At 75.2% G+C, this 23,805-nt stretch carries 23 protein-coding genes; 15 read left to right on the top strand and 8 right to left on the bottom strand.

Annotated elements, in window-relative coordinates:
* Positions 1 to 35 precede the first annotated feature (35 nt).
* Genes M3185_RS06255 through M3185_RS06245 form a run of 3 tightly spaced genes read left to right on the top strand, consistent with a single transcriptional unit; the run spans position 36 to position 4,547 of the window.
* The gene (locus M3185_RS06255) at positions 36 to 1,670 is read left to right on the top strand and encodes an amidohydrolase (RefSeq protein WP_251332809.1); all 1,635 of its coding nucleotides are present in this window, start codon (positions 36 to 38) and stop codon (positions 1,668 to 1,670) included.
* A 49-nt stretch (positions 1,671 to 1,719) separates the two neighbouring features.
* Complete coding sequence (locus M3185_RS06250) at positions 1,720 to 2,826, top strand: agmatine deiminase family protein (RefSeq protein ID WP_251332808.1); 1,107 nt, start codon at positions 1,720 to 1,722, stop codon at positions 2,824 to 2,826.
* A complete protein-coding gene (locus M3185_RS06245; protein ID WP_251332807.1) occupies positions 2,823 to 4,547 on the top strand; it encodes an amidase in 1,725 nt (574 codons plus the stop codon). The genes M3185_RS06250 and M3185_RS06245 overlap by 4 nt, the downstream gene beginning before the upstream one ends.
* Positions 4,548 to 4,628: 81 nt before the next feature.
* Here M3185_RS06245 and M3185_RS06240 read toward each other — a convergent pair whose 3' ends face one another.
* Both M3185_RS06240 and M3185_RS06235 read right to left on the bottom strand, forming a co-directional pair.
* A complete protein-coding gene (locus tag M3185_RS06240) occupies positions 4,629 to 6,608 on the bottom strand; it encodes a M13 family metallopeptidase (RefSeq protein WP_251332806.1) in 1,980 nt (659 codons plus the stop codon).
* A 168-nt stretch (positions 6,609 to 6,776) separates the two neighbouring features.
* Entirely contained in the window at positions 6,777 to 7,616 is an 840-nt protein-coding gene (locus M3185_RS06235; RefSeq protein ID WP_251332805.1) for an ABC transporter substrate-binding protein, read from the bottom strand.
* A 281-nt stretch (positions 7,617 to 7,897) separates the two neighbouring features.
* Between M3185_RS06235 and M3185_RS06230 the strand changes: the two genes are divergently transcribed.
* From M3185_RS06230 to M3185_RS06215, 4 genes are all read left to right on the top strand, one after another.
* Entirely contained in the window at positions 7,898 to 8,281 is a 384-nt protein-coding gene (locus tag M3185_RS06230) for an RNA-binding S4 domain-containing protein (RefSeq protein WP_251332804.1), read from the top strand.
* 23 nt (positions 8,282 to 8,304) lie between these two features.
* Positions 8,305 to 9,657 carry an MATE family efflux transporter gene (locus M3185_RS06225; protein WP_251332803.1) on the top strand — a complete coding sequence of 451 codons (1,353 nt, stop codon included), beginning with the start codon at positions 8,305 to 8,307 and terminating at the stop codon, positions 9,655 to 9,657.
* A 50-nt stretch (positions 9,658 to 9,707) separates the two neighbouring features.
* The gene (locus M3185_RS06220; protein ID WP_251332802.1) at positions 9,708 to 10,688 is read left to right on the top strand and encodes a universal stress protein; all 981 of its coding nucleotides are present in this window, start codon (positions 9,708 to 9,710) and stop codon (positions 10,686 to 10,688) included.
* A 67-nt stretch (positions 10,689 to 10,755) separates the two neighbouring features.
* Positions 10,756 to 11,649, top strand: a complete 894-nt coding sequence (locus M3185_RS06215) for a universal stress protein (protein ID WP_251332801.1) — start codon at positions 10,756 to 10,758, stop codon at positions 11,647 to 11,649.
* An 18-nt stretch (positions 11,650 to 11,667) separates the two neighbouring features.
* Here the strand turns inward: M3185_RS06215 and pdxT are convergent, their stop codons facing one another.
* Both pdxT and pdxS read right to left on the bottom strand, forming a co-directional pair.
* Complete coding sequence (gene pdxT / locus M3185_RS06210) at positions 11,668 to 12,276, bottom strand: pyridoxal 5'-phosphate synthase glutaminase subunit PdxT (protein ID WP_251332800.1); 609 nt, start codon at positions 12,274 to 12,276, stop codon at positions 11,668 to 11,670.
* Positions 12,273 to 13,208, bottom strand: coding sequence for a pyridoxal 5'-phosphate synthase lyase subunit PdxS (gene pdxS / locus M3185_RS06205; protein ID WP_251332799.1), 936 nt, complete (start codon positions 13,206 to 13,208; stop codon positions 12,273 to 12,275). Before pdxS ends, pdxT begins: the two co-directional genes overlap by 4 nt.
* A gap of 90 nt (positions 13,209 to 13,298) precedes the next feature.
* On the opposite strand from pdxS, the gene pdxR reads away from it, so the two are divergent.
* From pdxR to M3185_RS06180, 5 genes are all read left to right on the top strand, one after another.
* Positions 13,299 to 14,861 (top strand): MocR-like pyridoxine biosynthesis transcription factor PdxR, encoded by a 1,563-nt coding sequence (gene pdxR / locus M3185_RS06200; protein ID WP_251332798.1) that lies wholly within the window; start codon positions 13,299 to 13,301, stop codon positions 14,859 to 14,861.
* Between the two features lie 43 nt (positions 14,862 to 14,904).
* Positions 14,905 to 15,495: a DUF308 domain-containing protein gene (locus M3185_RS06195; RefSeq protein WP_251332797.1), complete on the top strand. Its 591-nt coding sequence runs from the start codon at positions 14,905 to 14,907 to the stop codon at positions 15,493 to 15,495.
* Positions 15,496 to 15,564: 69 nt separating this feature from the next.
* The gene (locus M3185_RS06190; RefSeq protein WP_251332796.1) at positions 15,565 to 16,002 is read left to right on the top strand and encodes a hypothetical protein; all 438 of its coding nucleotides are present in this window, start codon (positions 15,565 to 15,567) and stop codon (positions 16,000 to 16,002) included.
* Positions 16,003 to 16,128: 126 nt separating this feature from the next.
* Positions 16,129 to 16,320 carry a hypothetical protein gene (locus M3185_RS06185; protein ID WP_251332795.1) on the top strand — a complete coding sequence of 64 codons (192 nt, stop codon included), beginning with the start codon at positions 16,129 to 16,131 and terminating at the stop codon, positions 16,318 to 16,320.
* A gap of 122 nt (positions 16,321 to 16,442) precedes the next feature.
* Positions 16,443 to 16,715: a hypothetical protein gene (locus tag M3185_RS06180; protein ID WP_251332794.1), complete on the top strand. Its 273-nt coding sequence runs from the start codon at positions 16,443 to 16,445 to the stop codon at positions 16,713 to 16,715.
* 90 nt (positions 16,716 to 16,805) lie between these two features.
* On the opposite strand, the gene M3185_RS06175 is transcribed toward M3185_RS06180, so the two are convergent.
* From M3185_RS06175 to M3185_RS06165, 3 genes are all read right to left on the bottom strand, one after another.
* Positions 16,806 to 19,043, bottom strand: coding sequence for a heavy metal translocating P-type ATPase (locus M3185_RS06175; RefSeq protein WP_251332863.1), 2,238 nt, complete (start codon positions 19,041 to 19,043; stop codon positions 16,806 to 16,808).
* Between the two features lie 73 nt (positions 19,044 to 19,116).
* Positions 19,117 to 19,326, bottom strand: a complete 210-nt coding sequence (locus tag M3185_RS06170) for a heavy-metal-associated domain-containing protein (RefSeq protein ID WP_308222178.1) — start codon at positions 19,324 to 19,326, stop codon at positions 19,117 to 19,119.
* A gap of 58 nt (positions 19,327 to 19,384) precedes the next feature.
* The gene (locus M3185_RS06165; RefSeq protein ID WP_251332793.1) at positions 19,385 to 19,699 is read right to left on the bottom strand and encodes a metal-sensitive transcriptional regulator; all 315 of its coding nucleotides are present in this window, start codon (positions 19,697 to 19,699) and stop codon (positions 19,385 to 19,387) included.
* Between the two features lie 198 nt (positions 19,700 to 19,897).
* Between M3185_RS06165 and M3185_RS06160 the strand changes: the two genes are divergently transcribed.
* From M3185_RS06160 to M3185_RS06150, 3 genes are read left to right on the top strand one after another with little or no spacing between them, the layout of a single operon-like run.
* The gene (locus M3185_RS06160) at positions 19,898 to 21,913 is read left to right on the top strand and encodes a glycoside hydrolase family 15 protein (RefSeq protein WP_308222177.1); all 2,016 of its coding nucleotides are present in this window, start codon (positions 19,898 to 19,900) and stop codon (positions 21,911 to 21,913) included.
* On the top strand, positions 21,910 to 22,638 hold the full coding sequence (locus M3185_RS06155) for an AzlC family ABC transporter permease (protein WP_251332791.1): 729 nt from the start codon (positions 21,910 to 21,912) through the stop codon (positions 22,636 to 22,638). The genes M3185_RS06160 and M3185_RS06155 overlap by 4 nt, the downstream gene beginning before the upstream one ends.
* Complete coding sequence (locus M3185_RS06150) at positions 22,635 to 22,946, top strand: AzlD domain-containing protein (RefSeq protein WP_251332790.1); 312 nt, start codon at positions 22,635 to 22,637, stop codon at positions 22,944 to 22,946. The genes M3185_RS06155 and M3185_RS06150 overlap by 4 nt, the downstream gene beginning before the upstream one ends.
* A 60-nt stretch (positions 22,947 to 23,006) precedes the next feature.
* On the opposite strand, the gene M3185_RS06145 is transcribed toward M3185_RS06150, so the two are convergent.
* Complete coding sequence (locus M3185_RS06145) at positions 23,007 to 23,657, bottom strand: helix-turn-helix transcriptional regulator (RefSeq protein ID WP_251332789.1); 651 nt, start codon at positions 23,655 to 23,657, stop codon at positions 23,007 to 23,009.
* Positions 23,658 to 23,805 lie beyond the last annotated feature (148 nt).

Here is a 23,805-nt window from a genome sequence, read left to right as displayed (position 1 = left end):
CCCCGTCCTCCTCCCTGCGAACGGAGAGCAGTCCCGTGCTCACACGCACCCTGTACACCCACGCCACCGTGTTCACCGCCGACGGCGCCGACGCCGCGGCCTTCGTCGTCGAGGGCGAGCGCTTCCTGTACGTCGGCGACGAGGCCGGAGCGCGGCGCGCCGCAGGACCCGGCGCCGCCGAGGTGGACCTCGCCGGGGGGTTCGTCCTGCCGGGGATCATCGACGCCCACACCCACCTGCTGATGACCGGTCAGGCCCTGCAGAAGGTGGCGCTGCGCGACGCCGCGGACCTTCCCGAGATCCAGCGGCGGCTGCGCCGGGCGGCCGGGCAGAACCCGCACGCGCCCCGGATCCTGGGGGCCGGGTGGCTCTACAGCGCCCTCGGTGGCGCGGCGCCGACCCGGCAGCTGCTCGACGAGGCCGTCCCCGACCGCCCCGTCTACCTCGACGCCAACGACCTGCACTCGGTGTGGGTCAACAGCGCAGCCCTCGCGGAGCTGGGCATCGGGGACGCGACACCGGACCCGATCGGCGGCCGGATCAGCCGCGACCCCGTGACCGGGGCCGCCGACGGGATGCTCCACGAGACCGCCGCCCAGCAGATCGTCTGGCCCGCCCTCGCCCGGGCGGCCACCGACGCCGACCGCGACGCCCAGCTGGAGTCGGCGTTCGAGCACTACCTGGCCGTCGGCGTCACCGGCGCCGTGGACATGGCCGTCCAGGACGACGACCTCGCCGCCTTCCGCCGTGCCGCCGAGCGCCACGGCGGCTCCCTGCCCCTGCGCGTGAAGGGCCACTGGCTCGTCCACCGCCGCGGCAGCGACGCGGAGAACCTCGCCCAGGTCGCCCGGGCGGCGCAGCTGGCCCAGGAGCTCTCCGGGGAGTGGCTGCGCATCTGCGGGATCAAGCTGGTCGTCGACGGCGTCATCGACAGCTGCACCGCGGCCATGAAGGAGCCCTACGCCGACGGCAGCACGTGCGAGCCCATCTGGGACCGGGAGTCGCTGACGCCGGTGGTGGTCGCCGCCGACGCCGCCGGGCTGCAGGTCGCCCTGCACGCCATCGGCGACGAGGCCTCCGAGATCGCCCTGGACGCCCTCGAGCAGGCCCACAGGGTCAACGGCCCCCGGGACCGCCGCCACCGGATCGAGCACCTGGAGACGGTCACCGAGGCCAGCGTGCGCCGCCTGGCCGCCCTCGGCGTGGTGGCCTCCGTGCAGCCGGTCCACGCCGACCCGGCCATCCAGGACAACTGGCGGGCCGTGCTGGGCGGGCCCCGCACCGAGCGGGCCTACCCGTGGACCGAGTTCCTCGCCGCCGGCGCCACCCTGGCGATCAGCACGGACGCGCCCACCGCCCCCCACCAGCCGCTGCCCAACCTGTACGTGGCCACCACCCGCAGGTCGGCGCTGGACCCCTCGCTGCCCGCCAACGTGCCCGGCTACGCCCTGGACCTGGCCGACGCCCTGTGCCACGCCACCCGCGACGCCGCCTTCTCCTGCCGCGCCGAGCACCAGGAGGGCCGCATCCTCGCCGGACACCTCGCCGACTTCACCGTCCTCGAGGCCGACCCCTTCGCCGCCGAGGCGGCCCGGCTGCTGACCAACCGGGCGCGCCTGACCGCCGTCGGCGGCCGCATCGCCTTCGCCGCGGCCGCCGCGGTGGCCTGAGCGCCGCGCCCCCGACCCCGATCACCGACCGACCCAGGAGACCGAGACCATGCACCCTGCCACCCGCCCCGCCGCCGACCCCGCCGCGGCGGCCGCCACGACGGCCACCGTGATGCCCGCCGAGTGGGCTCCCCACGAGCGGACCTGGATGGCCTTCCCGCCCCCCAACGACACCTTCGGCCCCGCCGGGTCCGACACCCTGGAGCGGGCCCGCCGCGCCTGGTCGGCCGTGGCCCGCACGATCGCCCGCCACGAGCCCGTGACCGTCGTGGCCGACCCCGTCGACGCGGCCGCGGCCCGGGCCGCACTGGGGGAGGGGATCGAGGTCGTCCAGGCCCCCCTGGACGACGCCTGGCTGCGCGACTCCGGGCCCACCTTCGCCCACGGGGCCGACGGGTCGGTGGCCGCCGTGGACTGGGTGTTCAACGGCTGGGGCGCCCAGGAGTGGGCCGCCTGGGGGAGCGACCAGCACCTGGGCCGCTTCGTCGCCGAGCGGTCGGGTGCGGAGGTGGTCCCCAGCGCCCTGGTCAACGAGGGCGGGGGCTTCCACGTCGACGGCGAGGGCACCGTCCTGCTCACCGAGACCGTGCAGCTGGACCCCGGCCGCAACCCCGGCGCCACCAAGGAGCAGGTCGAGGCCGAGATCCACGCCCGGCTGGGCACCACCAGGGCGATCTGGCTGCCCCGCGGGCTGACCCGCGACTACGACGAGTTCGGCACCCGCGGCCACGTCGACATCGTGGCCGCCTTCGCCGGCGCGGGCACCGTCCTGGTGCACCGCCAGGACGACCCGGCCCACCCGGACTTCGAGGTGTCCCGGCAGATCCGCGCCGTGCTGGAGGCGGCCACCGACGCGCAGGGCCGCCGGCTGCGCGTCGTCGACGTCCCCGCCCCCACCGTCCTCGACGCCGGCGACGGGTTCGTCGACTTCTCCTACATCAACCACTACGTCGCCAACGGCGTCGTCGTGCTGTGCGCCTTCGACGACCCGAACGACGCCGTCGCCGCCCGGATCCTCGGGCAGGCCTACCCCGGGCGGGCCGTCGAGCCGGTCGACGCCCGCGACATCTTCGCCTTCGGCGGCGGCATCCACTGCATCACCCAGCAGCAGCCGGCCGCCCGCACGGGCGCCGGGCACGGGCAGGGCCGCCGATGAGCACCGTCGACGTCGTCGAGGCGACCATCGGGCAGCTGCGCGCCGCCCTGGAGGCCGGGCGCACGACGAGCGAGGAGCTGGTCCGGCTCTACCTCGAGCGGATCGCCGCCTACGACCGGGGCGGCCCCTGCCTCAACGCCGTGGTGGTGGACAACCCGCAGGCCCTGGCCGAGGCCCGCGCCTCCGACGCCCGCCGCGCCCGGGGGCAGACGCTGGGCCCGCTGGACGGCATCCCGTACACCGCCAAGGACAGCTACCAGGTGCGCGGGCTCACCGTGGCCGCGGGCTCGCCCGCGTTCGAGCACCTCGTCGCCCAGCGCGACGCGTTCACGATCGAGCGCCTGCGCGCGGGAGGCGCGGTGCTGATCGGGCTGACCAACATGCCCCCGATGGCCAACGGCGGCATGCAGCGCGGCGTCTACGGCCGCGCCGAGAGCCCGTACAGCGCCGACCACCTCACCGCGGCCTTCGGCTCGGGCTCCTCCAACGGCTCGGGCACGGCGACGGCGGCCTCCTTCGCGGCGTTCGGCCTCGGCGAGGAGACTTGGTCCTCGGGCCGGGCGCCGGCCTCCAACAACGCGCTGTGCGCCTACACCCCCTCGCGCGGGATCATCTCCGTGCGCGGCAACTGGCCGCTCGTGCCGACGATGGACGTCGTCGTGCCGCACACCCGCACCATGGCGGACCTGTTCGAGGTGCTCGACGTGGTCGTCGCCGACGACGCCGAGACCCGCGGCGACTTCTGGCGCGTGCAGCCCTGGGTCGAGATCCCGACGGCGTCGGCCGTGCGCCCCGCCTCCTACCGCGCCCTCGAGGTGGCCGACGCCGCCGCGGCCGCCCGGGTCCTGACCGGCGTGCGCCTGGGCGTGCCGCGCATGTACATCGGGGCCGACCCCGAGGCCGGCACCGCGGAGCACCCGGGGATCGGCGGGCCGACCGGGCGGCGCATTGAGCCGCGCGCGTCGGTGCTCGCCCTCTGGGAGGCCGCCCGCCGCGACCTCGAGGCCGCCGGCGCCGAGGTCGTCGAGGTCGACTTCCCCGCCGTGACCAACTACGAGGGCGACCGCCCCGGCGCCCCGACCATCGCCACCCGCGGGTTCGTGAGCCCCGAGTACCTGCGCCGGGAGATCCTCGACCTCTCCGCCTGGTCCTGGCACGACTTCCTCGCCGCCAACGGCGACCCCGCCCTGCACCGCCTCGCCGACGTCGACGGCGCCAGGATCTTCCCCCACCCGGCCGGCGCGCTGCCCGACCGCTACGACGGCTTCGACGACGACATCGCCGACTACCCGGCGTTCGTGCGCGAGCACGGCGTCCCCGTGCTCACCGGGATCCCCGGCCTGGAGGACGGGCTGCGCGGGCTCGAGCGGACGCGCCGCGTGGACCTCGAGCAGTGGATGGACGAGCGCGGCCTCGACGCCGTCGTCTTCCCGGCCGTCGCCGACGTCGGCCCGGCCGACGCCGACGTCGACGAGGCGTCCGCGGAGCTCGCGTGGCGCAACGGCGTGTGGGTGGCCAACGGCAACCTCGTGCCCCGGCACCTCGGCATCCCCACGGTGACCGTGCCGATGGGCACGATGGCCGACATCGGCATGCCCGTCGGGCTCACGATCGCCGGCCGCGCCTGGGACGACACGGAGCTCCTGCGCCTGGCGGCAGCGTTCGAGGCCACCGGCGCCCGCCGCACCGCCCCGCCGCGCACCCCGCCCCTGCAGGGGTGACCGTGCCGGTGCGGTGAGCCGCCGGCACGGGCCTGCTCGGGCAGATCGGGTGCTGACCGGGGCCGGGCCCGCGCACTGGGGTCACCAGATGTGCACCCGCTCCCCGGGGGCGAGCCACAGCCCGTCCCCGGGGCACGTCGCGAACGTCGCGTGGAAGGCGTCCATGTTGCGCACCACGCCGTTGCAGCGGAACTCCTCGGGGGCGTGCGGGTCGGTGGCGAGCCGGTTGACCAGCTCCTGCTGCCGGGCGGTCGAGCGCCACAGCGCCGCGTAGGCGTAGAAGAACCGTTCCCGGCCCGTCAGCCCGTCGAGCACCGGGGCGGTGTCCAGGTCCAGCCCCCGCTCCCGCAGGGCCATCCGGTAGGCCACCAGGGAGATCTCGAGCCCGCCGAGGTCCCCGATGTTCTCCCCCACGGTGAAGGCGCCGCTGACGTGGTGCTCGGCCGGGTCCAGTCCGCCGGGGGTGTAGCCGTCGTACTGGGCGACCAGTGCGGCCGTGCGCCGGGCGAACTCGGCGCGGTCCTCCTCGGTCCACCAGTTCTCGAGGTGACCGGCCGCGTCGTACTTGGCGCCCTGGTCGTCGAAGCCGTGGCCGATCTCGTGGCCGATGACGGAGCCGATCGCGCCGTAGCAGACGGCGTCGTCGGCGTCGATGTCGAAGAACGGCGGCTGGAGGATCCCGGCGGGGAAGACGACCTCGTTGAGCACGGGGTGGAAGTAAGCGTTGACCCAGTGGGGGTAGAGGAACCACTCGCCCCGGTCCACCGGGGTGCCCATCTTCCCGACGGTCCGGTCGTGCTCCAGCGCCAGCCCGGCCCGGACGTTGCCGAGCAGGTCCCGGGGGTCCAGGCGCAGCGAGGAGTAGTCGCGCCACGTCTCCGGGTAGCCGACCTTGACGGTGAACGTGGACAGCTTCTCGAGGGCGCGCGCCCGGGTGGCCTCCGACATCCACTCCAGCCGCCCGATCCGCTCCCGGTAGGCGGCCAGCAGGTGCTCGACGAGCTGCTCGATGCGGGCCTTGTGCGCGGGCGGGAACCAGCGGGCCGTGTAGGCCCGGGCCACGTCGTCGCCCAGGATCCGGGTGACGAGGAACTCGGCCCGCTTCCAGCGCTCGCGGGGGCGGGTGATCCCGGACAGCGCGGTGCTGTAGAAGCGGAAGTTCTCCTCGACGAACGTCCCGGGCAGGAAGGGGGCGCGCTTGGACACGATCCGCCACGCGTGCCAGATCCGGATCTGCTCCTCGGACCACGCCTGCCACAGCCGGCCGAGCCCGGCCACGAACGAGGGCTGGCGCACGATGATCCGGTCGAAGATCCCCGTGCCGCGGCCCGGGGTGGTGCCCTCGAGCCACGCGGCCCACGGCAGGCCCGGCGCCATCGCGTGCAGGCCGGCCACGTCCACGGGGTTGTACATCTCCTCGACGTCCCGGGCCGCGACCGTGTCCCACTGCGCGGCGGCCAGCTGGGTCTCCATGGCCATCACCGTGGCGGCGGCCTGGGCGGGGTCCACCCCCCAGTGCGCCGGGAGGCCGGCGAGCGCGAGCATCGCCGCGACGTGGTCCGTGAACGCCGCCCGCAGCCGCTCGTGCACGGCGTCCGTGTAGTAGGACTTCGAGGGCAGGGACAGCCCGTCCTGGCACAGGAAGAAGGAGTAGCGGGAGGAGTCCCGGGAGTCGTTCTCCACGAAGAAGGACAGCAGCCCGTCCACGCCGGTGCGCTGCAGGGCCGCCGAGGCGCGGGCGAGCCCGTCCTTGTCGCGGGCGGCGTCCAGCAGCGCGAGGTCGGGCTCCAGCGCGGCGCGGCCGCGGCGCTCGATCTCCTCCTCGTCCAGGAAGGAGCGGTAGAGCGCGCCCATGCGGGAACCGGGCGGGGCCTCCTGGATGATCTCGTGCACCCGCTCGGTGTTGCGGTCCGTGAGGATCGCGGACGCCCCGTCGGCCGAGCGGTCGTCCGGCAGCTCGTGGGCCTCGATCCACCCGCCGTTGACGTGGCGGTACAGGTCGTCCTGCGGGCGGACACCGGGGTGGACGTGCTGCAGCTCGAGGCCGGAGGCGGTCGTCACGGGCGCATCCCCTGTCGTCGTCGTGGGGTCATGGGTCTCGCGGTCCGAGCGGGCCGCGTCCTGCGCCCAGCCTACGGACGACGACGCCGTGGCCCGCCCCGTGCGGGCCACGGCGTCCGTGGTGCTCCTCACACCGCCCCGGCTCGTCCCGCGGGGTGGTGCCGTGCGTCAGCTCGCGGACGGCTCCGGGCTCGCCGATCCGGCGGCCTCCCCGGTGCCCAGCCACTTGCCCTCGAGCTCCTCGAGGGTGCCGTCCTCCTTCATGGCCGCCAGCGACTCGTTGACCTGGTCGAGCAGGGCGGTGTTGCCGGTCTTCACGGCCAGGCCCAGCTGCTCGCCGGTCTCGATCTCCTCGACCAGGCGCAGCTCGGGGTTGTCGGTGATGGCCGGGCCCATCACGGAGATGTTGCCGATCACGGCCTCGACGTCGCCGGTGTTGAGCCCCTGGATCATCAGGGCCGAGTCCTCGTACTGCACGACCTCGGCGTTGTTCTCCTCGGCCTGGGTCTCGCCCGTGGTGGCCTGCTGCACGCCCACGCGCTTGCCCTGGACGTCGGCCAAGGAGTCGATGTCGGCGTCCGGGGCCACCAGCAGGGCGAGGTTGTCGTCGAGGTAGGGGTCCGAGAAGTCCATGACGGACTCGCGCTGCTCGTTGATGGTCATCCCCGAGGCGGCGAGGTCGCACTGGTTCGAGTCCAGGGCCACGCCCGACTGGATGCCCTCGAAGCCGGTGCGGATGAACTCCGTCTGCACCCCCATGTCCTCGGCGATGCTGTTCACCAGGTCGACGTCGAAGCCGACGGTCTGCCCGTCCTCCGTGTACTCGAAGGGGCGGTAGGGGATGTCCGAGCACACCGTGAGCGTGCCCGGGGTGACCAGGCTGATCTCCCCGCCGCTCGCGTCGCCGCCGGCCTGCTCGCCGCCCCCGGTGCTCGAGCACGCGCTCAGCGCCAGCGCGGAGACGGCCAGCACGGACAGGGTGCCCGCCCCGCGGAACCTGCTCTTCATGGATCTGTCCTTCCCTCAGGAGGTGGGTGACCGCTCCGGGACGCGACGTCGTGCCCCGCGGGCGGCCGACCGCTGAATGTGCCTCAGTGTAGGGGCATTCGCGCTGCACATGTGCTGCGGAACACCGGTCGGTAGCACATTGCCCGGTGGGCCCGGCGCCGCCGGCGCGGACCGCCCGGGCTGGGGTTGGGCACAATGGAGCGCATGACCTGCATCGACGTCCCCCACCGGGCCGGGACCATCGACCCCCCCGGCGTCCCTGCCCCTGGGGGCAGGCCGTGATGACGGCCCAGGAGCCCGCGAGCGTCCGCGTCGACGTGTGGCTGTGGGCGGTGCGCGTGTTCAAGACGCGCTCCGCGGCCACGGCCGCGTGCCGCGCGGGCCACGTCAGGATCGACGGCACCTCGGTCAAGGCCGCCCAGCCCGTGCGCCCGGGCCAGCGGGTCACCGTGCGCCGTCCCGGCCACGAGCAGGTGCTCGAGGTCGTGCGCCTGCTGGTCAAGCGGGTGGGCCCGCCCGTGGCCGCGACCGCCTACGTGGACCACAGCCCGCCCCCGCCGGCACCCCTGCACGCCGCGGTGCCCCGGCGCGACCGCGGCGCGGGCCGGCCCACGAAGAAGGACCGGCGGGAGATGGACCGGCTCCGCGGCGGCGGGCCCGCCTGACCGGGCGTCGGTAGCCTGGTCCGGTGACCACGACTTCCCGCGCCCGCGGCCTCAACCGCCAGATCCTCGCCCTGGCCGTCCCGGCCTTCGGGGCGCTCGTGGCGGAGCCGCTGTTCCTGCTCGCGGACTCCGCGATCGTCGGCCACCTCGGCACGCCCCAGCTCGCGGGCGTGGGCGTGGCGGCGACGGCGGTGCAGACCGTGGTGGGGCTCATGGTCTTCCTCGCCTACAGCACCACCCCGGCGGTGGCCCGCCACCTCGGGGCCGGCCGGCTCGCCGAGGCCGTCGCGGTGGGCCGGGACGGCCTGTGGCTCGCCGCGGGCCTCGGCGCGGTCCTCTCCGCCGCGGGCTGGGCCCTCGCCCGGCCGCTGCTGGAGCTCATGGGCGCCCGCGGCGACGTCCTCGAGCACGCGGTGACGTACCTGCACTGGTCCCTGCCCGGGCTGACCCCCATGCTCGTCGTGCTCGCCGCGACCGGCGTGCTGCGAGGGCTGCAGGACACGAGGACGCCGCTGCTCATCGCGGGGGCCGGGGCGGCCGCCAACGCCGGGCTGAACCTCGTGCTCGTCCACGGGGCCGGGCTCGGGGTGGCCGGCGCCGCGATCGGCACGTCCGCCGTGCAGTGGGCCATGGCCCTGGCCTTCCTGGGCATCCTGCGCCGGCTGGCCCGCGCGCACGGGGTGGGCGCGGCGACGTCGTGGGCGCGCGTGCGCGGGCACCTGACCGTGGGCTCGTGGCTCATGCTCCGCACCCTGTCGCTGCGGATCGCGATCCTGGCCACCGTCCTCGTGGTCACGGGCCAGGGCGCGCAGAACCTCGCCGCGCACCAGCTCGTGATGACGGTGTTCAACTTCCTGGCCTTCGCCCTGGACGCCCTCGCCATCGCCGCCCAGGCCCTGCTGGGCCGGGACATGGGCGCCCGCGACCTCACCGACCCGGCCGAGCGCCGGGCGCTGCGCGACCTCATGAACCGGCTGCTCGCCTGGGGTCTCGGCTTCGGCGTGGTCACGGGCGTGCTCGTGGGCCTGCTCGGCACGCGCCTGGGCTTCCTGCTCAGCCCCGACCCCGGGGTGCAGGCGCTGTTCGCGGCGGCACTCGTCGTCGTCGCCGTGGGCCAGCCGCTCGCGGCCTACGTGTTCGTCCTCGACGGCGTGCTCATCGGCGCGGGCGACGCCCGCTATCTCGCGGTGGCCGGTGTGCTCAACCTGGCCCTGTACCTGCCGCTCCTGGGCCTCGTGGCGGCGTTCGCCGGTCCGGGCGCCGCCGGGCTGGTGTGGCTGTGGAGCGCCTACGCGGGCGGCTACCTGGGGGCCCGCGCGCTGACCCTCGGGCTGCGCGCGCGGGGCGACACGTGGCTGCTGGTCAACGCACGGTAACAAGCCGAATTCCACCGGCCCGTGTGGCGCGGATCACCTACGATTTCACCATGGACAGTGAGCTGAGCGCAGAGAACCAGGCCACCGGCGACGGCGCCGGGCGCGGCGCCGTGCTCGTCGGCGTCGACGGTTCGGACCAGGCCCGGCACGCCCTCGAACGGGCCGTCGAGGAGGCCCGGGCCCAGAGCATGTCGGTCCGTCTGGTCGGCGCCTATCCCGTCATCGGGGTGGGGGATCCCGGCCTGGAGACGCGCTTCACCGAGGCCGTCATGAAGGAGAACGCCGAGCACCTGGCCGAGGCGCGCGAGCTCGTCGAGCGGGCCGGGCTGCCCGTGGAGGTCGTCGAGGCCGCCGGTGACGCCGCCAAGGCCCTGGTGGAGCAGTCCCGCGACGCCGCGCTCGTCGTCATGGGCAAGCGCGGGCGGGGCGGAGCGCTGCGCGGACGTCTCGGCTCGGTCTCCGCGGCCGTCGCGGCCCACTCGAAGTGCCCGGTGATCATCGTCCCCGAGGCCGGCGAGGGGCGCCACGCCCGGCACGTCGGCGGCGCCACGGACGTCGCGCTCGAGCCCGGCGGGCCCGTCTCGGTCGACGACGTCGACTTCGCCGGCCGGGTGGTCGTCGGCGTGGACGCCCTCGGCTCCCGCAACCCCGCCCTGTGGAAGGCCGTGGAGTACGCGCAGCGGCACGGCCGCAAGCTCGCGCTGCTGTCCGTGAACGGGGCGCTGTCCGGGACGCCCACCTGGTTCCAGGACGAGTTCAACCAGGCCCGGTACTTCCACGAGGCGGACGAGCGGCTCGCCGAGATCTCCCGGGAGATCGCCGAGGAGCACCCGGAGCTGGCCGTGGAGCACCACATCTTCGTCGGGCGTCCGGCGCGCATCCTCATGCACGCCACCGACTCCGCGGAGCTGGTCGTGGTCGGCTCCCGCGGCATCGGCGGGTTCCGGGGGCTGCTGCTCGGCTCGGTGTCCCAGGCCGTGCTCGAGAACGCCACCGGCCCGGTCATGATCGTGCCGTCGCACCCCGCCTGAGCCGGGCCCGGTCCCGCCGGCCGCGCCGGCACGCCCCGATCACGAGCGGAGGAGGAAGCAGCGCGAGATGGCAGAGCAGATCGTCGTCGGCTACGACGGCTCCGAGTACAGCGACCGCGCCCTCGCCTGGGCCGTCCAGGAGGCGGCCGCGCTCTCGGCCGAGCTGAAGGTCGTGGTCTCCGTGGGCCGCCCCGTCGCCGTGGACCCCAGCCTGTACGGGCCCTTCCTCCAGGCCATCGAGGAGGAGGCGGAGAGGATCGCCGGCCGTGCGGTCGCCCGCGCCCAGGAGCACGGTGTCCGGGCCGTGGGCGTCGTGGAGCGCGGCGACGCCGCCGGGGTGCTGGTCTACGCGTCGGAGCCCGCGTCGGCGCTGGTCGTCGGCAAGCGCGGGCGCCACGGCGTGCGCGGGCGCGTGGGCTCGGTCTCGGCGGCCGTGGCGGCGCACGCGAAGTGCCCGGTGATCGTGCTGCCCGACCGCTGGGACCCGGAGGCCCGGGCCGGGCGCCGGGGGGCCGGTCCCTTCGCGGGACGCGTCGTGGCCGGCGTGGACCGGCTCGGCGGGGACAACCCCGCCGTCGTCGCGGGCGCCCGGTACGCCGGGCGCCACGGACTGGGCCTGGCCCTGGTCACCGTGGTGCCCGAGGCCGCGAACGTGCCCACGGGCTCGGCCGAGCTGGACCGCGCGGTGCGCGAGCAGCTCACCGCCCCGGCCCACGCCCTGGTCGACCAGGTCGCGGCCGCGGTGCGGGCCGAGCGCCCCGGGCTCGACGTCGAGACCTTCGTGTTCTCGGGCGTCCCGGCGGACCAACTGGTCCGGGCCAGTCGCTCGGCCGAGCTCGTCGTGGTGGGCAGCCGCGGCTACGGCGGGTTCCGTGGGCTGCTCATGGGCTCGGTCTCGCAGGCGGTGCTCAACGAGGGGGAGAGCCCGGTGATGATCGTCCCGGCCCGCAAGAAGGACTGACGGGTCCCCGGGGTGCGCTCACGGCGCGGCGGGGGCCGCCCGCCGCGCCGCCACCAGGGCGAGCAGGTGCTCGTGCACCGCCGTCTCCCCGGTGAGCTCGGGGTGGAACGAGATCCCGAGGACGTGGTCCCGCGCCACCGCGACCACCTCGCCGCGGTGCCGGGCCAGGACCTCGACCCCGTCCCCGACGCGGGTCACCACGGGGGCCCGGATGAACGCCGCGCGCACGGGGGCCCCCTCGCCGCCCCAGGCGAGCTCGGCCTCCTCGGAGGCCGTCTGGGCGCCGAACGCGTTGCGGGCGACCGTCACGTCGAGGACCTCGAGGGTCTGCTGGCCGGGGGCGGGGTCCTCGATCCCCCCGGACAGCAGGATCAGCCCCGCGCACGTGCCCAGGGTGGGCAGGCCGCCGAGCACCGCCTCCCGCAGCGGCTCCCGCAGCCCGAACAGCCTCAGCAGCCGGTCCACGGTCGAGGACTCCCCGCCGGGCAGGACGAGCGCGTCCAGCCCGGCGAGCTGCTCCGGAGTGCGCACGAGCACCGGCTCGGCGCCGAGCTCCCGCAGCATGGCCGCGTGCTCGGCGACCCCTCCCTGCAGGGCGAGCACCCCGACGCGCGGAGCGGAGCTCACCAGCCGCGCTCCGCGAGCCGGTGCGGCGCGGGGAGGTCGCCCACGTTGATCCCGACCATGGCCTCGCCGAGCCCGCGGGAGGCCTCGGCGATCTTCTCGGGGTCGTCGTAGAAGGCGGTGGCCTTGACGATGGCCTGCGCGCGGGCGGCGGGGTTGCCGGACTTGAAGATCCCGGAGCCCACGAACACGCCGTCGGCGCCGAGCTGCATCATCATGGCGGCGTCCGCCGGGGTGGCCACGCCGCCGGCGGTGAACAGCACGACCGGCAGCTTCCCGGTCCGGGCGACCTCGAGCACGATGTCGTAGGGCGCCGCGAGCTCCTTGGCCTTCACGTAGAGGGCGTCCGGGGACACCTTGTGGATGGCCTGGAGCTCGGCGATCTGCCCGCGGATGGTGCGGATGTGCTTGGTCGCCTCGGAGACGTCACCGGTGCCGGCCTCGCCCTTGGAGCGGATCATGGCGGCGCCCTCGGCGATCCGGCGCAGGGCCTCGCCCAGGTTGGTGGCCCCGCACACGAATGGGACGGTGAAGTGCTGCTTGTCGATGTGGTTGACGTAGTCGGCGGGGGAGAGGACCTCGGACTCGTCGATGTAGTCGACCTCCAGGTGCTCGAGCACCTGGGCCTCCACGAAGTGGCCGATCCGCACCTTCGCCATGACGGGGATCGAGACGGCGGCCTGGATGCCCTCGATGAGGTCGGGGTCGGACATGCGGGCCACGCCCCCCTGGGCGCGGATGTCGGCGGGCACGCGCTCGAGGGCCATGACGGCGACGGCGCCGGAGTCCTCGGCGATGCGGGCCTGCTCGGCGGTCACGACGTCCATGATGACGCCGCCCTTGAGCATGTCGGCGAGGCCGCGCTTGACGAGCGGGGAGCCCGTGAGCGGGGTGGCGGCGGTGGTCTGGGCAGGGGAGGTCTGCAGATCGGTCATGGACTCCATCCTCGGGCCGAAAGTGGTCCATTCCCAGGTCCACCAAAGGTAGAATTCAATGGACCACTTCTGTCCGGAAGGAGGAAGCCCTTGCGCCATCCCCACGACGTCGAGCTGCCCGTGCACGTCGACCGCGACGACCCTGCGCCGCTGCCCGCCCAGCTCGTCCAGCAGCTGCGAGGCCTCGTGGTCTCCGGCACCCTGCGCCCGGGCGACCCCCTGCCCTCGACCCGCGGGCTCGCCGCGCGGCTGGGGATCTCGCGCGGCTCCGTGGTCGCCGCCTACGACCAGCTGCACGGCGAGGGATACCTGCACGCGACCAACGGGGCCACGGTCGTCCACCCCGACCTCGCCCGCCCGGGGGCCGGGTCCCCCGCCGCCCGCCCGGAGCCCGCCCCGCCGGCGGTGCCGCGGCGCCCGGCGCGGGGGCGGCCGATGATCGACCTCACCCCGGGACGGCCCGACACGGCCCGCCTGGCCACCCCGCCGTGGCGCGCCGCCTGGCGGGACGCCGCCGCGGCGGCCGCGGGAGCCGCGCCGCCCCCGCCCCAGGGCTCCGAGGCGCTGCGCGAGCAGATTGCCGAGCACCTGCGGCTGATGCGGGGCGTGGTCCGGGACCCCGGCGAGCTCTTCGTCACGACCGGCGCCCGCGACGGCCTCCAGCTGCTGCTCGCCGTGCTGCAGGGCCACGCCGGCCGGCCCCTGCGCGTCGCCGTCGAGGACCCGGGCTACCCCTCGCTGCGCCGGGTCCCGGAGCGGCTCGGCCACGAGGTGCTGCCCGTGCCCATCGACGACCACGGCCTCGACCCCGCCCGCCTGCCCGCCGGCGCCTGGTCCCGGGGCGGTGCCTGGGAGGTCGAGCGGGCCCCGGACGCGGTCGTCGTGACCCCGAGCCACCAGTACCCGCTGGGCGCGTCGATGCCCGCGGCCCGGCGGCTCGAGCTGCTCGGGTGGGCCCGCGCCCACGACGCCCTGGTCGTGGAGGACGACTACGACTCCGAGCTGCGCTACGTGGGCGAGCCCCTGCCGGCCCTGGCCTCCCTCGACCGGGCTCCCGGCGCCGCCGCGGAGGCCCCGGCGCCCGGGCGGCTGCTCGGCGCCGGCGGGCACGTGGCCACCCTGGGCTCGTTCACCAAGGTCCTCGCCCCGGGGCTGGGCGTGGGCTACCTGCTGGCCCCGCCGGCCCTGCGGGACGAGCTGCTGCACCTGCGCACCGACCTCGGCAACCCCGCCTCCGCGGTGGTCCAGGACGCGATGGCGCGCTTCCTCGCCGGCGGCGGGCTGCGCCGGCACACCGCCCGGATGCGGCGCGAGTACCGGCGCCGCCGGGACCTGCTCACCACCGCGCTCACCGGCGTGCCCGGGATCCGGGCGGTGCCCATGGACGGCGGGCTGCACGCGGTGCTCGAGTTCACCGGCGAGGTCCCGCTCGAGGAGCAGGACGTGGTCGCCCGCGCCGCCGCGGCGGGGGTGCGGGTCGCGGCGCTGGGCTCCTACTGGGCGGAGGCCGCCCGCGGCGGGCGCCGCGGCGTCGTCGTCGGCTTCGGGGCCACCGGGGCGGCCCGGGGGGCCGACGCGCTGCCCGACGCCCTCGCCGTCCTGGCCCGCGTGCTCGCCGGGCCCGCCCGGCCGTCCGTCGGAGCGGCTCGCTAGACTGTCCTCCGGCCCGACCGGCTCCCCTCCCGAAAGGCGCACCGTGATCCCCGACCCGAGCACCGGCATCCACCGTGACCTGTTCGCGCCCACGCTGCTGCGCGCGCTCGTGGCCCTGGCCTTCGGCGCCGTGACCATCTTCTGGCAGCAGCCCTCGCTCGCCGTGGTGGCGTGGGGGGTGGGGCTGTACCTGCTGCTGACCGGCGCGGCGAGCGTCTTCCTGCAGCTGCGGCTCAACGGCAACGACCACGTCGACATGGGACCCAGCCGGCAGGTCCCGCAGTCCTACGGCGTGCTGTACGCGGTGGGCGGGATTCTCACGGTCCTCGGCGGGGACACCGCGAGCGGTCTCGTGCTCTACGCCGCGCTGATCATGGGCGTCGCCGGGCTCACGGAGCTGGCCCTGGGCCTGAAGTTCCGCACCGGCTTCCCCCTGGGCCGCGACTGGACCATCGCCGGGCTCGTCACGGTGCTCGCCGCGACCGGGCTCGTGCTCGTGGTGGACCTCGGCGCCAAGGCGCTGTTCGGGGTCGTGGGCGGAGCGGCCGTCGTCATCGGGGTGGCCCACCTGCTGGCCGCGCTGACCCTCCGGCACGAGGACCGGCAGGGACGGGCCCCCGCGGGGACGGCGTAGACTGGGCTACCGCACGCCGGGGGCTACCCCGCCGGCGAGCGCCCGCAGGAACACCACACAGGAGGACGAGTGGCACAGCGCAAGGGCTCCCGGGCCGACGTCAAGGGACCGCTCATGCTCTCCGCCGTGCTGGCCGCGGTCGCGTTCGTCGCCGTGGCGATCTTCGCGAGCGGCGGCACCGACAACGCCCTGCGCCTGGACCTCGCCTTCGTCGCCGCCGGCATCGTGTTCATCGTCGCCGTGGTGGTCAGCGCGACCCTCATGATCGTCGAGAAGCCCAACGAGGCGCACCTCGGGCAGGGCACCGGCGTGAACCGCTCCTCCGCGAAGCTCTACGCCGAGGCGCGCGCCAAGCGGGAGCGCGAGGCCGCCGCCCAGCGCACCGACGAGGCGCAGTTCGGCCAGCGGCTCCGCCCGGACACCGAGGGGGAGGACCTCCTGGGCCGCCGCTCCGCGGAGGGCTCCGAGCGCCCCGGCGACGACGGGCCCACCGCGCCGCGCGCCTGACCCGGCCCGCCCGCCGGCCGACGCACAGCATGCTTGGCAGCGGGGCCCCGGCTCACTAGATTGGAACCCGTCCGAAGCAGCAGGAGCGGACCGCGCCCCGCGCGGGACCGGAGAACGGGAGCCAGCATGAGCAACCAGTCCACCCCGCCCGTCGACTCCGCCGGCCAGCCCGAGGGCACGGGGACCGAGGGCCTCCAGCACGTCGTCGACCAGCGCCTCGGGCAGCAGCGCGACGGGCAGGACGAGGGCGGGACCACGCAGCCCCGCCCGGAGGACCAGGACGACGCCCCGGTCACCCCCGGCGGCGCCAACGCCTGAGCGGCGGAGCGCCCCGGCCGCCGGCGTCCTTGGCCGCTCCCCGGGGCCTCGGTAGATTGAACTGCACCTGAAGCAGCAGGAGCGGACCGCGCCCTGCTCGAGACCCGATGGCGGGAGCCAGCATGAGCAACCAGTCCACCCCACCGACCGACGACGGCGCCGACCCCTCCGGGGCGGACCAGGAGCGGGGCACCGGCAACGAGTGGCAGGGCGCGGAGGCCATGGACTCCGACGCGTTCCAGGAGGAGGTCGACCGGCGCCTCGTGGAGAACCAGGCCGAGGCGGGACCGGAGGACTCCAGCACCCAGTCGCCGCAGGAGATGAGCAAGTCCGAGCTGCCCGTGCTGGAGCAGCGCGACGACATCCTGGCCAATCCCGGCAGCACCGACGCCTGAGCGGACCACCGCGCTCCGCCGCGGCAGCGGCCCGGCAGGGACCTCGAATCCCTCCCGGGCCGCTGCCGTGCGCCGGGTCCCCGGACGGGCTCAGCGGCCGAAACCGCGCAGCCGCAGCGAGTTCAGCACCACGAACACGGAGCTGAACGCCATCGCCGCGCCCGCGATCACGGGGTTGAGCAGACCCGCGGCGGCCACGGGGATGGCCACCACGTTGTAGGCGAACGCCCAGAACAGGTTCGACTTGATGACGGCCAGGGTCCGGCGGGACAGCGCGATCGCCGTCGGGACGGACCGGAGGTCGTCGCGCACGACCGTGATGTCCGCGGCCTCGATGGCCGCGTCCGTGCCGGAGCCCATGGCGATCCCCAGGTCGGCCCGGGCGAGGGCCGCGGCGTCGTTGACGCCGTCGCCGACCATGGCCACCACGTGCCCGTCGTCCTGCAGGTCGCGCACGACCGCGACCTTGCCCTCCGGGCTGACGTCGGCGACGACGTCCCCGGCGGGGATGCCGGCCTCCTCGGCCACGGCCCGGGCCACGGCCTCATTGTCCCCGGTCAGCAACATCGGGCGCAGGCCCAGCCGCCTGAGCTCCTCGACCGCGGCGCGGGAGCCTCCCTTGACCGTGTCCCGCAGGTCCACGAACCCGGCGAGCGCCCCGTCCACGGCCACGAGGACCGTGGTGACCCCGCCCTCCTGGGCGCGGCGCAGGGCCTCGCGCTGGAGCTCGTCCAGGCGCACGCCGTTCCGCTCCAGCCAGGTGGTGCGGCCGACGACGATCGAGCGGGAGCGCATCCCGTCCGCCACGTTGGCGCGCACGCCGCCGCCGGGCGCCGAGGCGAAGCCGGTGGCCGCGAAGCGGTGCGGGGTCGCGGCGGCGATCGCCCGGGCGATCGGGTGCTCGGAGTGCTGCTCCACGGAGGCCGCGAGGTCCAGGACCTGGTCCTTCGAGTACGTGGACACGGGCGTCACCGAGGTCACGGCGAGCTGCCCGCTGGTGACGGTGCCGGTCTTGTCGAGCACCACGGTGTCCACGGTGCGGGTGTCCTCGAGCACCTCGGCGCCCTTGATGAGGATGCCCAGCTGGGCGCCGCGGCCGGTGCCGGTGAGCAGGGCCGTGGGCGTGGCCAGGCCGAGGGCGCAGGGGCAGGCGATGACCAGCACGGAGACGGCGGCCACGAAGGACGCGTCGACGTCCCCCGTCGCCACGAGCCAGCCGGCCAGGGTGAGCAGCGCGACGGCCAGGACCACGGGGACGAAGACCCCGGAGATCCGGTCGGCGAGGCGGGCCACGGGGGCCTTGCTCGTCTGGGCCTGCGCGACCATCCGGCCCATCTGGGCCAGGGTGGTGTCCGCGCCCACACGGGTGGCCTCGACCAGCAGGCGTCCGTCGGTGTTGATGGTGGCGCCCGTGACGGTGTCGCCGGGGCCCACCTCGACGGGCACGGACTCCCCGGTCAGCAGGGAGGCGTCCACGGCGGAGCGGCCCTCGAGGACCACCCCGTCGGTGGCGATCTTCTCGCCCGGGCGCACGACGACGACGTCGCCGGGCTGCAGCCGCTCGGCCGGGATCCGCGTCTCCTCGCCGTCGCGCAGGACCACGGCGTCCTTCGCGCCGAGCTCCAGCAGCGCGCGCAGCGCCTCGCCGGACTTCGCCGTCGCCCGGGCCTCCAGCCAGCGCCCGAGCAGCAGGAACGCCGTGACCAGCGCCCCGGTCTCGAAGTAGAGCGGGTGCTCGCCCATCGCCATGGCGTGGCCGGGCACGGCGTCGCCCGTCATGCCGGGGTCCCGCAGCAGGTTCCACAGCGAGAACAGGTAGGCGGCGGACACGCCCAGGGAGACGAGGGTGTCCATGGTGGAGGTCAGGTGCCGGGCGTTGACGGCCGCCGAGCGGTGGAACGGCCAGGCCGCCCAGGTGACGACCGGCAGCGAGAGCAGCGCGGCCGCCCAGGCCCAGTGGGGGAACTGCAGTCCCGGGACCATGGAGATCAGCAGCACCGGGACGGAGAGGAGGGCGGCCCAGACCAGGCGCCGGCGCAGCGACGCGGGGGAGCGCAGCGACGACGCCTCGCGCCCGGCGACCTTCGTCATGGCGTCGGAGCTGCCCGCGGGCGCGCCGTCGCCGCCCTGGGCGCCCCCGGGGCGGGGCGCGGCCCTGAGGACGGCCCCGTAGCCGGCGTTCTCGACGGTCCGGACGATCTCCTCGTCGCTCACCCCCTCGGGCACCCGGACGGTCGCCGACTCCAGGGCGAGGTTCACGGAGGCGTCGACGCCGTCGAGCTTGCCCAGCTTGCGCTCGACGCGGCTCACGCACGAGGAGCACGTCATGCCCGTGATGCCGAGCTCGAGGGTGCGCAGCGGTCCGGCGGCCTCGGTGGGGACGGGGGCGCGGGTGCCGGCCTCAGACAACGGAGTACCCCGCTTCCTTGACGGCCTCCTCGATCTCGTCGTCGCCCAGCTCGCGCGAGGAGGTCACGGTGACGGGGGAGACGCCTCCCGCGACGAGCTCGACGTCGACGGACTCGACGCCGGCCAGCTCGCTCAGCTCCTCGGTGACGGACATGACGCAGTGGCCGCAGGTCATCCCGGAAACGTTGACGGTGGTCTGCACGGTGCTCTCCTCTGGGGTGGGGTTCTTCGGTGCTCCGGCGCGGGGCGTGCCGCCGGGGTCAGCTCTTCAGCAGGCGCGCGATGGCCGCGGACGCCTCCTGGAGCTTGTCGTCGACGCGGGCCGCGTCCCCGGACTCCCGGGCGGCCTCGACGGCGCCCACGACGCAGTGGCTCAGGTGCTCGTCGAGCAGCCCCAGGCTCACGGCCTTGAGCGCGGACTGGATCGCGGAGATCTGGGTGAGGATGTCGATGCAGTACTTGTCCTCCTCGACCATCCGGTGGATGCCGCGGACCTGGCCCTCGATGCGGCGCAGCCGCTTCAGGTAGGCGTCCTTGTCCTGGGTGTAGCCGTGCGGCGGAAGGGTCTGGCTCATGCGTCCTCCTGGGTCGTCGGCCTCCAGCTTATACCCCTCCGGGGTATCCTTCAAGTGCCCTCCGGCGGAGGGGGACGCCGCGGGGGCTGCGGGCCGGGGAGCCGGTCACGAGGGCTCCGCGCGCGGATCCCCCGGGCGTGCGACGGGGAAGGACGCGGCGCCCGCCCAGCCGCCGGTCCGTCCGGCGGTCCCTGCGGAGTGTGGGAATCTGGAGGCATGGCTTCACTGATCGAGGACTACGCCCTGCTCTCGAACATGCGCACCGGTCCGCTGGTCTCCCGCACCGGGTCGGTCGACTGGTTCTGCGCTCCCCGGTTCGACTCGCCCTCGGTCTTCGGCGCCCTGCTCGGCGAGGCCGACCACGGCCGGTGGCTGCTCGCCCCCGCGTGCACCGTCCGGGAGGGCGCGGACGGCGAGCTCCTCGAGGACGACGACGGCGGGGCCCAGGTCGCCGAGCGGTTCTACGTCGAGAACACCTTCGTGCTGCAGACGGTCTGGGTCACGGACGCCGGTTCCGTGCGCGTGACCGACTTCATGCCCCTGACCTCCCGCACCGACGTGGTCCGCCGCGTCGAGGGCCTCACGGGCGAGGTCGAGATGTACCAGGAGCTGCGGATCCGCTTCGACTACGGCGCCGTGGTGCCCTGGGTGAGCCGCTTCGAGGGCGAGGAGGACCCGGGGGAGGGGGAGCCCGTCCCGCCCGTGCTCGTGGGCATGGCCGGGCCGGACGCCGTCGTCCTGCGGGGTGAGCCCCTGCCCGAGGCCACGGACGACGACGCCGAGCGCCGCCACCGCGGGACGTTCACCGTCTCGGCCGGCCAGGCCCGGGACTTCGTCCTGACGCACTTCCCGTCCCACCGCCCGCCGCCCGCGCCCATCGACGTCAACGAGCAGCTCACCCGCACCGTCGAGCTGTGGCAGGAGTGGTCCGGCCTGTACTCCCCGCCCGGCGGTCCGGCGGGCGAGCGGGTGCACATCGTGCCCGTGCGCGGCCACGCGGTCGCGAAGCGCTCCGACATCGTCCGGCGCTCCCTGCTGGTGGTGCGGGCGCTCATGCACCAGGAGACCGGCGGGCTCGTGGCCGCCCCCACCACGTCCCTGCCGGACGTCGTCGGCGGGGAGCGCAACTGGGACCACCGCTTCTCCTGGCTGCGCGACGCCGCGATGGCCCTCGAGGTCATGCTCGACCACGGCCACGACCGGGAGGCCGCGCAGCTGCGCAACTGGCTGCTGCGCGCCGTCGCGGGCGACCCGCACGACCTGCAGAACCTCTACGGGGTCTCGGGGGAGCGCCGCGGGCGCGAGCACCAGCTGGACCTGCCCGGCTACGAGCGCTCCCGCCCGGTGCGCGAGGGCAACGGCGCCGCGGGCCAGCACCAGACGGACGCGGTGGGCCACGTCATGGTCGTGTTCGAGAAGCTGCGCCGGCGCGGTGCCGTGGAGGACCACCTCTCCTGGCCGCTGCAGCAGGCGATGCTGCGCTCCGTCGTCGAGCACTACGAGGTCAAGGACCAGGGCCTGTGGGAGATGCGCGGCGAGCGGCAGTACTACACGCACTCCCGGGTGCTGATGTGGGCGGCGCTGCAGTCCGGCGTCGACGCCGTGCGCGTGCACGGGCTGCCCGGCGACGCCGCGCTGTGGGAGCAGCTGCGCGACGCCCTGGCCCAGGAGATCTGGACCTCCGGCTACGACCCCGAGGTCGGCTCCTTCGTCCAGTACTACGGCTCCAAGGCGGTGGACGCCTCCCTGCTGCAGCTGCCGCAGGTGGGCTTCGTGGCCTACGACGACGAGCGGATGCTGGGGACCGTCCGGCGGATCGAGGAGGAGCTGCGCCACCCCTGCGGGCTCATCCACCGCTACCGCAACGTCCTGGGCCCCGATCACCCCGAGGACCCGGACGCGTACTCCGGGGTGATCGGCGTGGACGGGTTCACGGCCCAGGACAACCCGCACCTGGGCGCCTCCCTGTGGCTCGCCGCCCAGTACGCGCGCTCCGGGCGGGCCGACAGCGCCGAGAAGCTCGTGGACCTCGTCCTGGCCAAGGCCAACGACCTCGGGCTGCTGTCCACCGAGTACTCCCCGGCGGAGCGGCGGCTCACCGGCAACTTCCCGCAGTCCTTCGCCCACCTGGCGCTCGTCCAGGCCCTCGACGCGCTCGACGCCGCCCAGGGCCGTCCGGTCGCGCCCGCCGGGGCCGAGGGGAGCGCCGGGTGAGCCGTGGCACCCCCGGTCCCTGGCGGGCCTCGCCGGCGGTGCGGATCGGGCTGTCGCTGTCCGTGGCCACCGGGCTGTACGGGATCTCCTTCGGGGCGCTGTCGGTGGCGGCCGGCCTCACCATCTGGCAGACCGTGGCCCTGTCCGCCCTGATGTTCACGGGCGGGTCGCAGTTCGCGTTCATCGGCGTGCTCTCCGGGGGCGGGGCCGGCGCCTCGGCCCTCGGCGCGGCGACCATGCTCGGCGTGCGCAACGCCGTCTACGGCATGAGCATGAACGCCCTGGTGCGCCCGCGCGGGTGGCGCCGGCTGCTGGCCGCGCACGTGACCATCGACGAGTCGAACGCCGCCGCCTCCTCCCAGACCGATCCGCTCGAGGAGCGGCGGGGGTTCTGGACGGCGGGCCTGGGCGTGTGGGTGCTGTGGAACGCGTTCACGGTCCTGGGGGCCCTGCTCGGCAACACCCTGGGCGACCCCGCGCGGTGGGGCCTGGACGGCGCCGCGGTGGCCGCGTTCCTGGGCCTGCTGTGGCCGCGGCTGAGCGCCCGGGAGCCGGTGGCGGTCGCCGTGGCGTGCGCCCTCGTGACGGCCCTGACCATCCCGCTGCTGCCGCCGGGGGTGCCGATCCTCGTGGCCGCCGTGGTGGCGGCCGTGCTGGGCCGGACCCGCGGTCCCCGGCCCGCCGCGGCGGGCCCCGTGGGTGCCGGGACGGGGGCGGGCGCATGAGCCTGTGGTTCTGGGTCCTGGCCGCGTGCGCGCTCGCCTACGCTCTGAAGCTCGTGGGCTACCTCGTGCCCGACAGGGTCCTGGACGACCCCCGCGTCGGGCGGATGGCCGGTACGGTGACCGTCGGCCTGCTGGCCGCCCTCGTGGTGATGAACGCGTTCGGCTCCGGACAGGCCCTGGTCCTGGACGCCCGGCTGGGGGCCCTGCTCGTGGCCGGGGTCGCCCTGTGGCTGCGCGCCCCGTTCCTCCTCGTGGTGGCCCTCGGGGCGGTCACGGCGGCGGTGCTGCGGCTGCTCGGGGCGGCCTGACTTCTTCGACGGGCGCCCGCACGCCCGCCGGCGGTGCTCCGGTGGCGCCCGGGGCGGTGCTCAGGACAGGGGGAGGATGGGCGGGATGATCCCGTCCTCGATGGCGCGCTTGTAGAGCTCGAGCTTCGTGCGGGCCGGGCGCTCCACGAGCGCGTACTTGCGGCGGATGCGCTTGAGGTGCTCCTCGACCGTGGACTCGGCGATCTCCAGCTCGGCCGCCACCTCCTGCTCCTGCATGCCGTCGACGTAGAGCGCGAGCACCTGGCGCTCCCGGGCGGACAGCTTCGCGGGATCCTTGCTGGGCAGCTCCGCCAGGGCGGTCTGCAGCCTGTCGCTGACGAAGTGGCCCAGCTGCCGGGCCAGGCGCATGGTCCGGAAGACCATCCTGATCGGCTCCCACTTGCCGACGGCCCCGCTCGCACCGAACGCCAGGGCGGAGCGGACCCGCACCACGTCGCCGGGCGGGGTCAGCACCACCACCGTGTGCTCGTGGGCGGTGAGCTCCATGATGTTCTGCGCCAGCGTCCGCCCGTCCAGGGTGCTCATGCTCAGCAGCACGACGGCGACGTCCGCCGCGTTCTGCTCCAGGAACTCCGGGACGGTGCCCGCCACGGTCCCGATCCGCACGCCGTGCTCGGGGTGCTCGAGGGACTCCCGCTGCATCGCGATGCGGGTCATGGGCTGGGGGCTGATGACGGCGGCGTTCAACATGTGGTGGGGGCTCCTCGACTCTTCCGCCCGCGATGAGGGCGGGGCCTCCCGGGCCGGCCGGGCGCCCGGCCTGCTCCGGCGGCCGGTGGACGGGGGTCCGCGGTCGATGCGCCCCCACCCTGAATATGCCTGAGGGGGCATACTCGGG

Source organism: Kocuria rosea, from assembly GCF_023715525.1.
Taxonomy (GTDB): Bacteria; Actinomycetota; Actinomycetes; order Actinomycetales; family Micrococcaceae; genus Kocuria; species Kocuria rosea_A.
Note: the sequence above shows the minus strand (reverse complement) of the source record. Positions and strands in the feature narration are given on the sequence as shown.

What these genes read in the sequence shown, in the direction of transcription:
- M3185_RS06220 (WP_251332802.1), top strand. Translation starts at nt 9,708, where the DNA reads ATGGACAGTGAGCTGAGCGCAGAGAACCAGGCCACCGGCGACGGCGCC.
- M3185_RS06215 (WP_251332801.1), top strand. Translation starts at nt 10,756, where the DNA reads ATGGCAGAGCAGATCGTCGTCGGCTACGACGGCTCCGAGTACAGCGAC.
- M3185_RS06175 (WP_251332863.1), bottom strand. Translation starts at nt 19,043, where the DNA reads ATGACGTGCTCCTCGTGCGTGAGCCGCGTCGAGCGCAAGCTGGGCAAG.
- M3185_RS06185 (WP_251332795.1), top strand. Translation starts at nt 16,129, where the DNA reads ATGAGCAACCAGTCCACCCCGCCCGTCGACTCCGCCGGCCAGCCCGAG.
- M3185_RS06165 (WP_251332793.1), bottom strand. Translation starts at nt 19,699, where the DNA reads ATGAGCCAGACCCTTCCGCCGCACGGCTACACCCAGGACAAGGACGCC.
- M3185_RS06245 (WP_251332807.1), top strand. Translation starts at nt 2,823, where the DNA reads ATGAGCACCGTCGACGTCGTCGAGGCGACCATCGGGCAGCTGCGCGCC.
- M3185_RS06235 (WP_251332805.1), bottom strand. Translation starts at nt 7,616, where the DNA reads ATGAAGAGCAGGTTCCGCGGGGCGGGCACCCTGTCCGTGCTGGCCGTC.
- pdxS (WP_251332799.1), bottom strand. Translation starts at nt 13,208, where the DNA reads ATGACCGATCTGCAGACCTCCCCTGCCCAGACCACCGCCGCCACCCCG.
- M3185_RS06250 (WP_251332808.1), top strand. Translation starts at nt 1,720, where the DNA reads ATGCACCCTGCCACCCGCCCCGCCGCCGACCCCGCCGCGGCGGCCGCC.
- M3185_RS06230 (WP_251332804.1), top strand. Translation starts at nt 7,898, where the DNA reads ATGACGGCCCAGGAGCCCGCGAGCGTCCGCGTCGACGTGTGGCTGTGG.
- M3185_RS06180 (WP_251332794.1), top strand. Translation starts at nt 16,443, where the DNA reads ATGAGCAACCAGTCCACCCCACCGACCGACGACGGCGCCGACCCCTCC.
- M3185_RS06145 (WP_251332789.1), bottom strand. Translation starts at nt 23,657, where the DNA reads ATGTTGAACGCCGCCGTCATCAGCCCCCAGCCCATGACCCGCATCGCG.
- M3185_RS06150 (WP_251332790.1), top strand. Translation starts at nt 22,635, where the DNA reads ATGAGCCTGTGGTTCTGGGTCCTGGCCGCGTGCGCGCTCGCCTACGCT.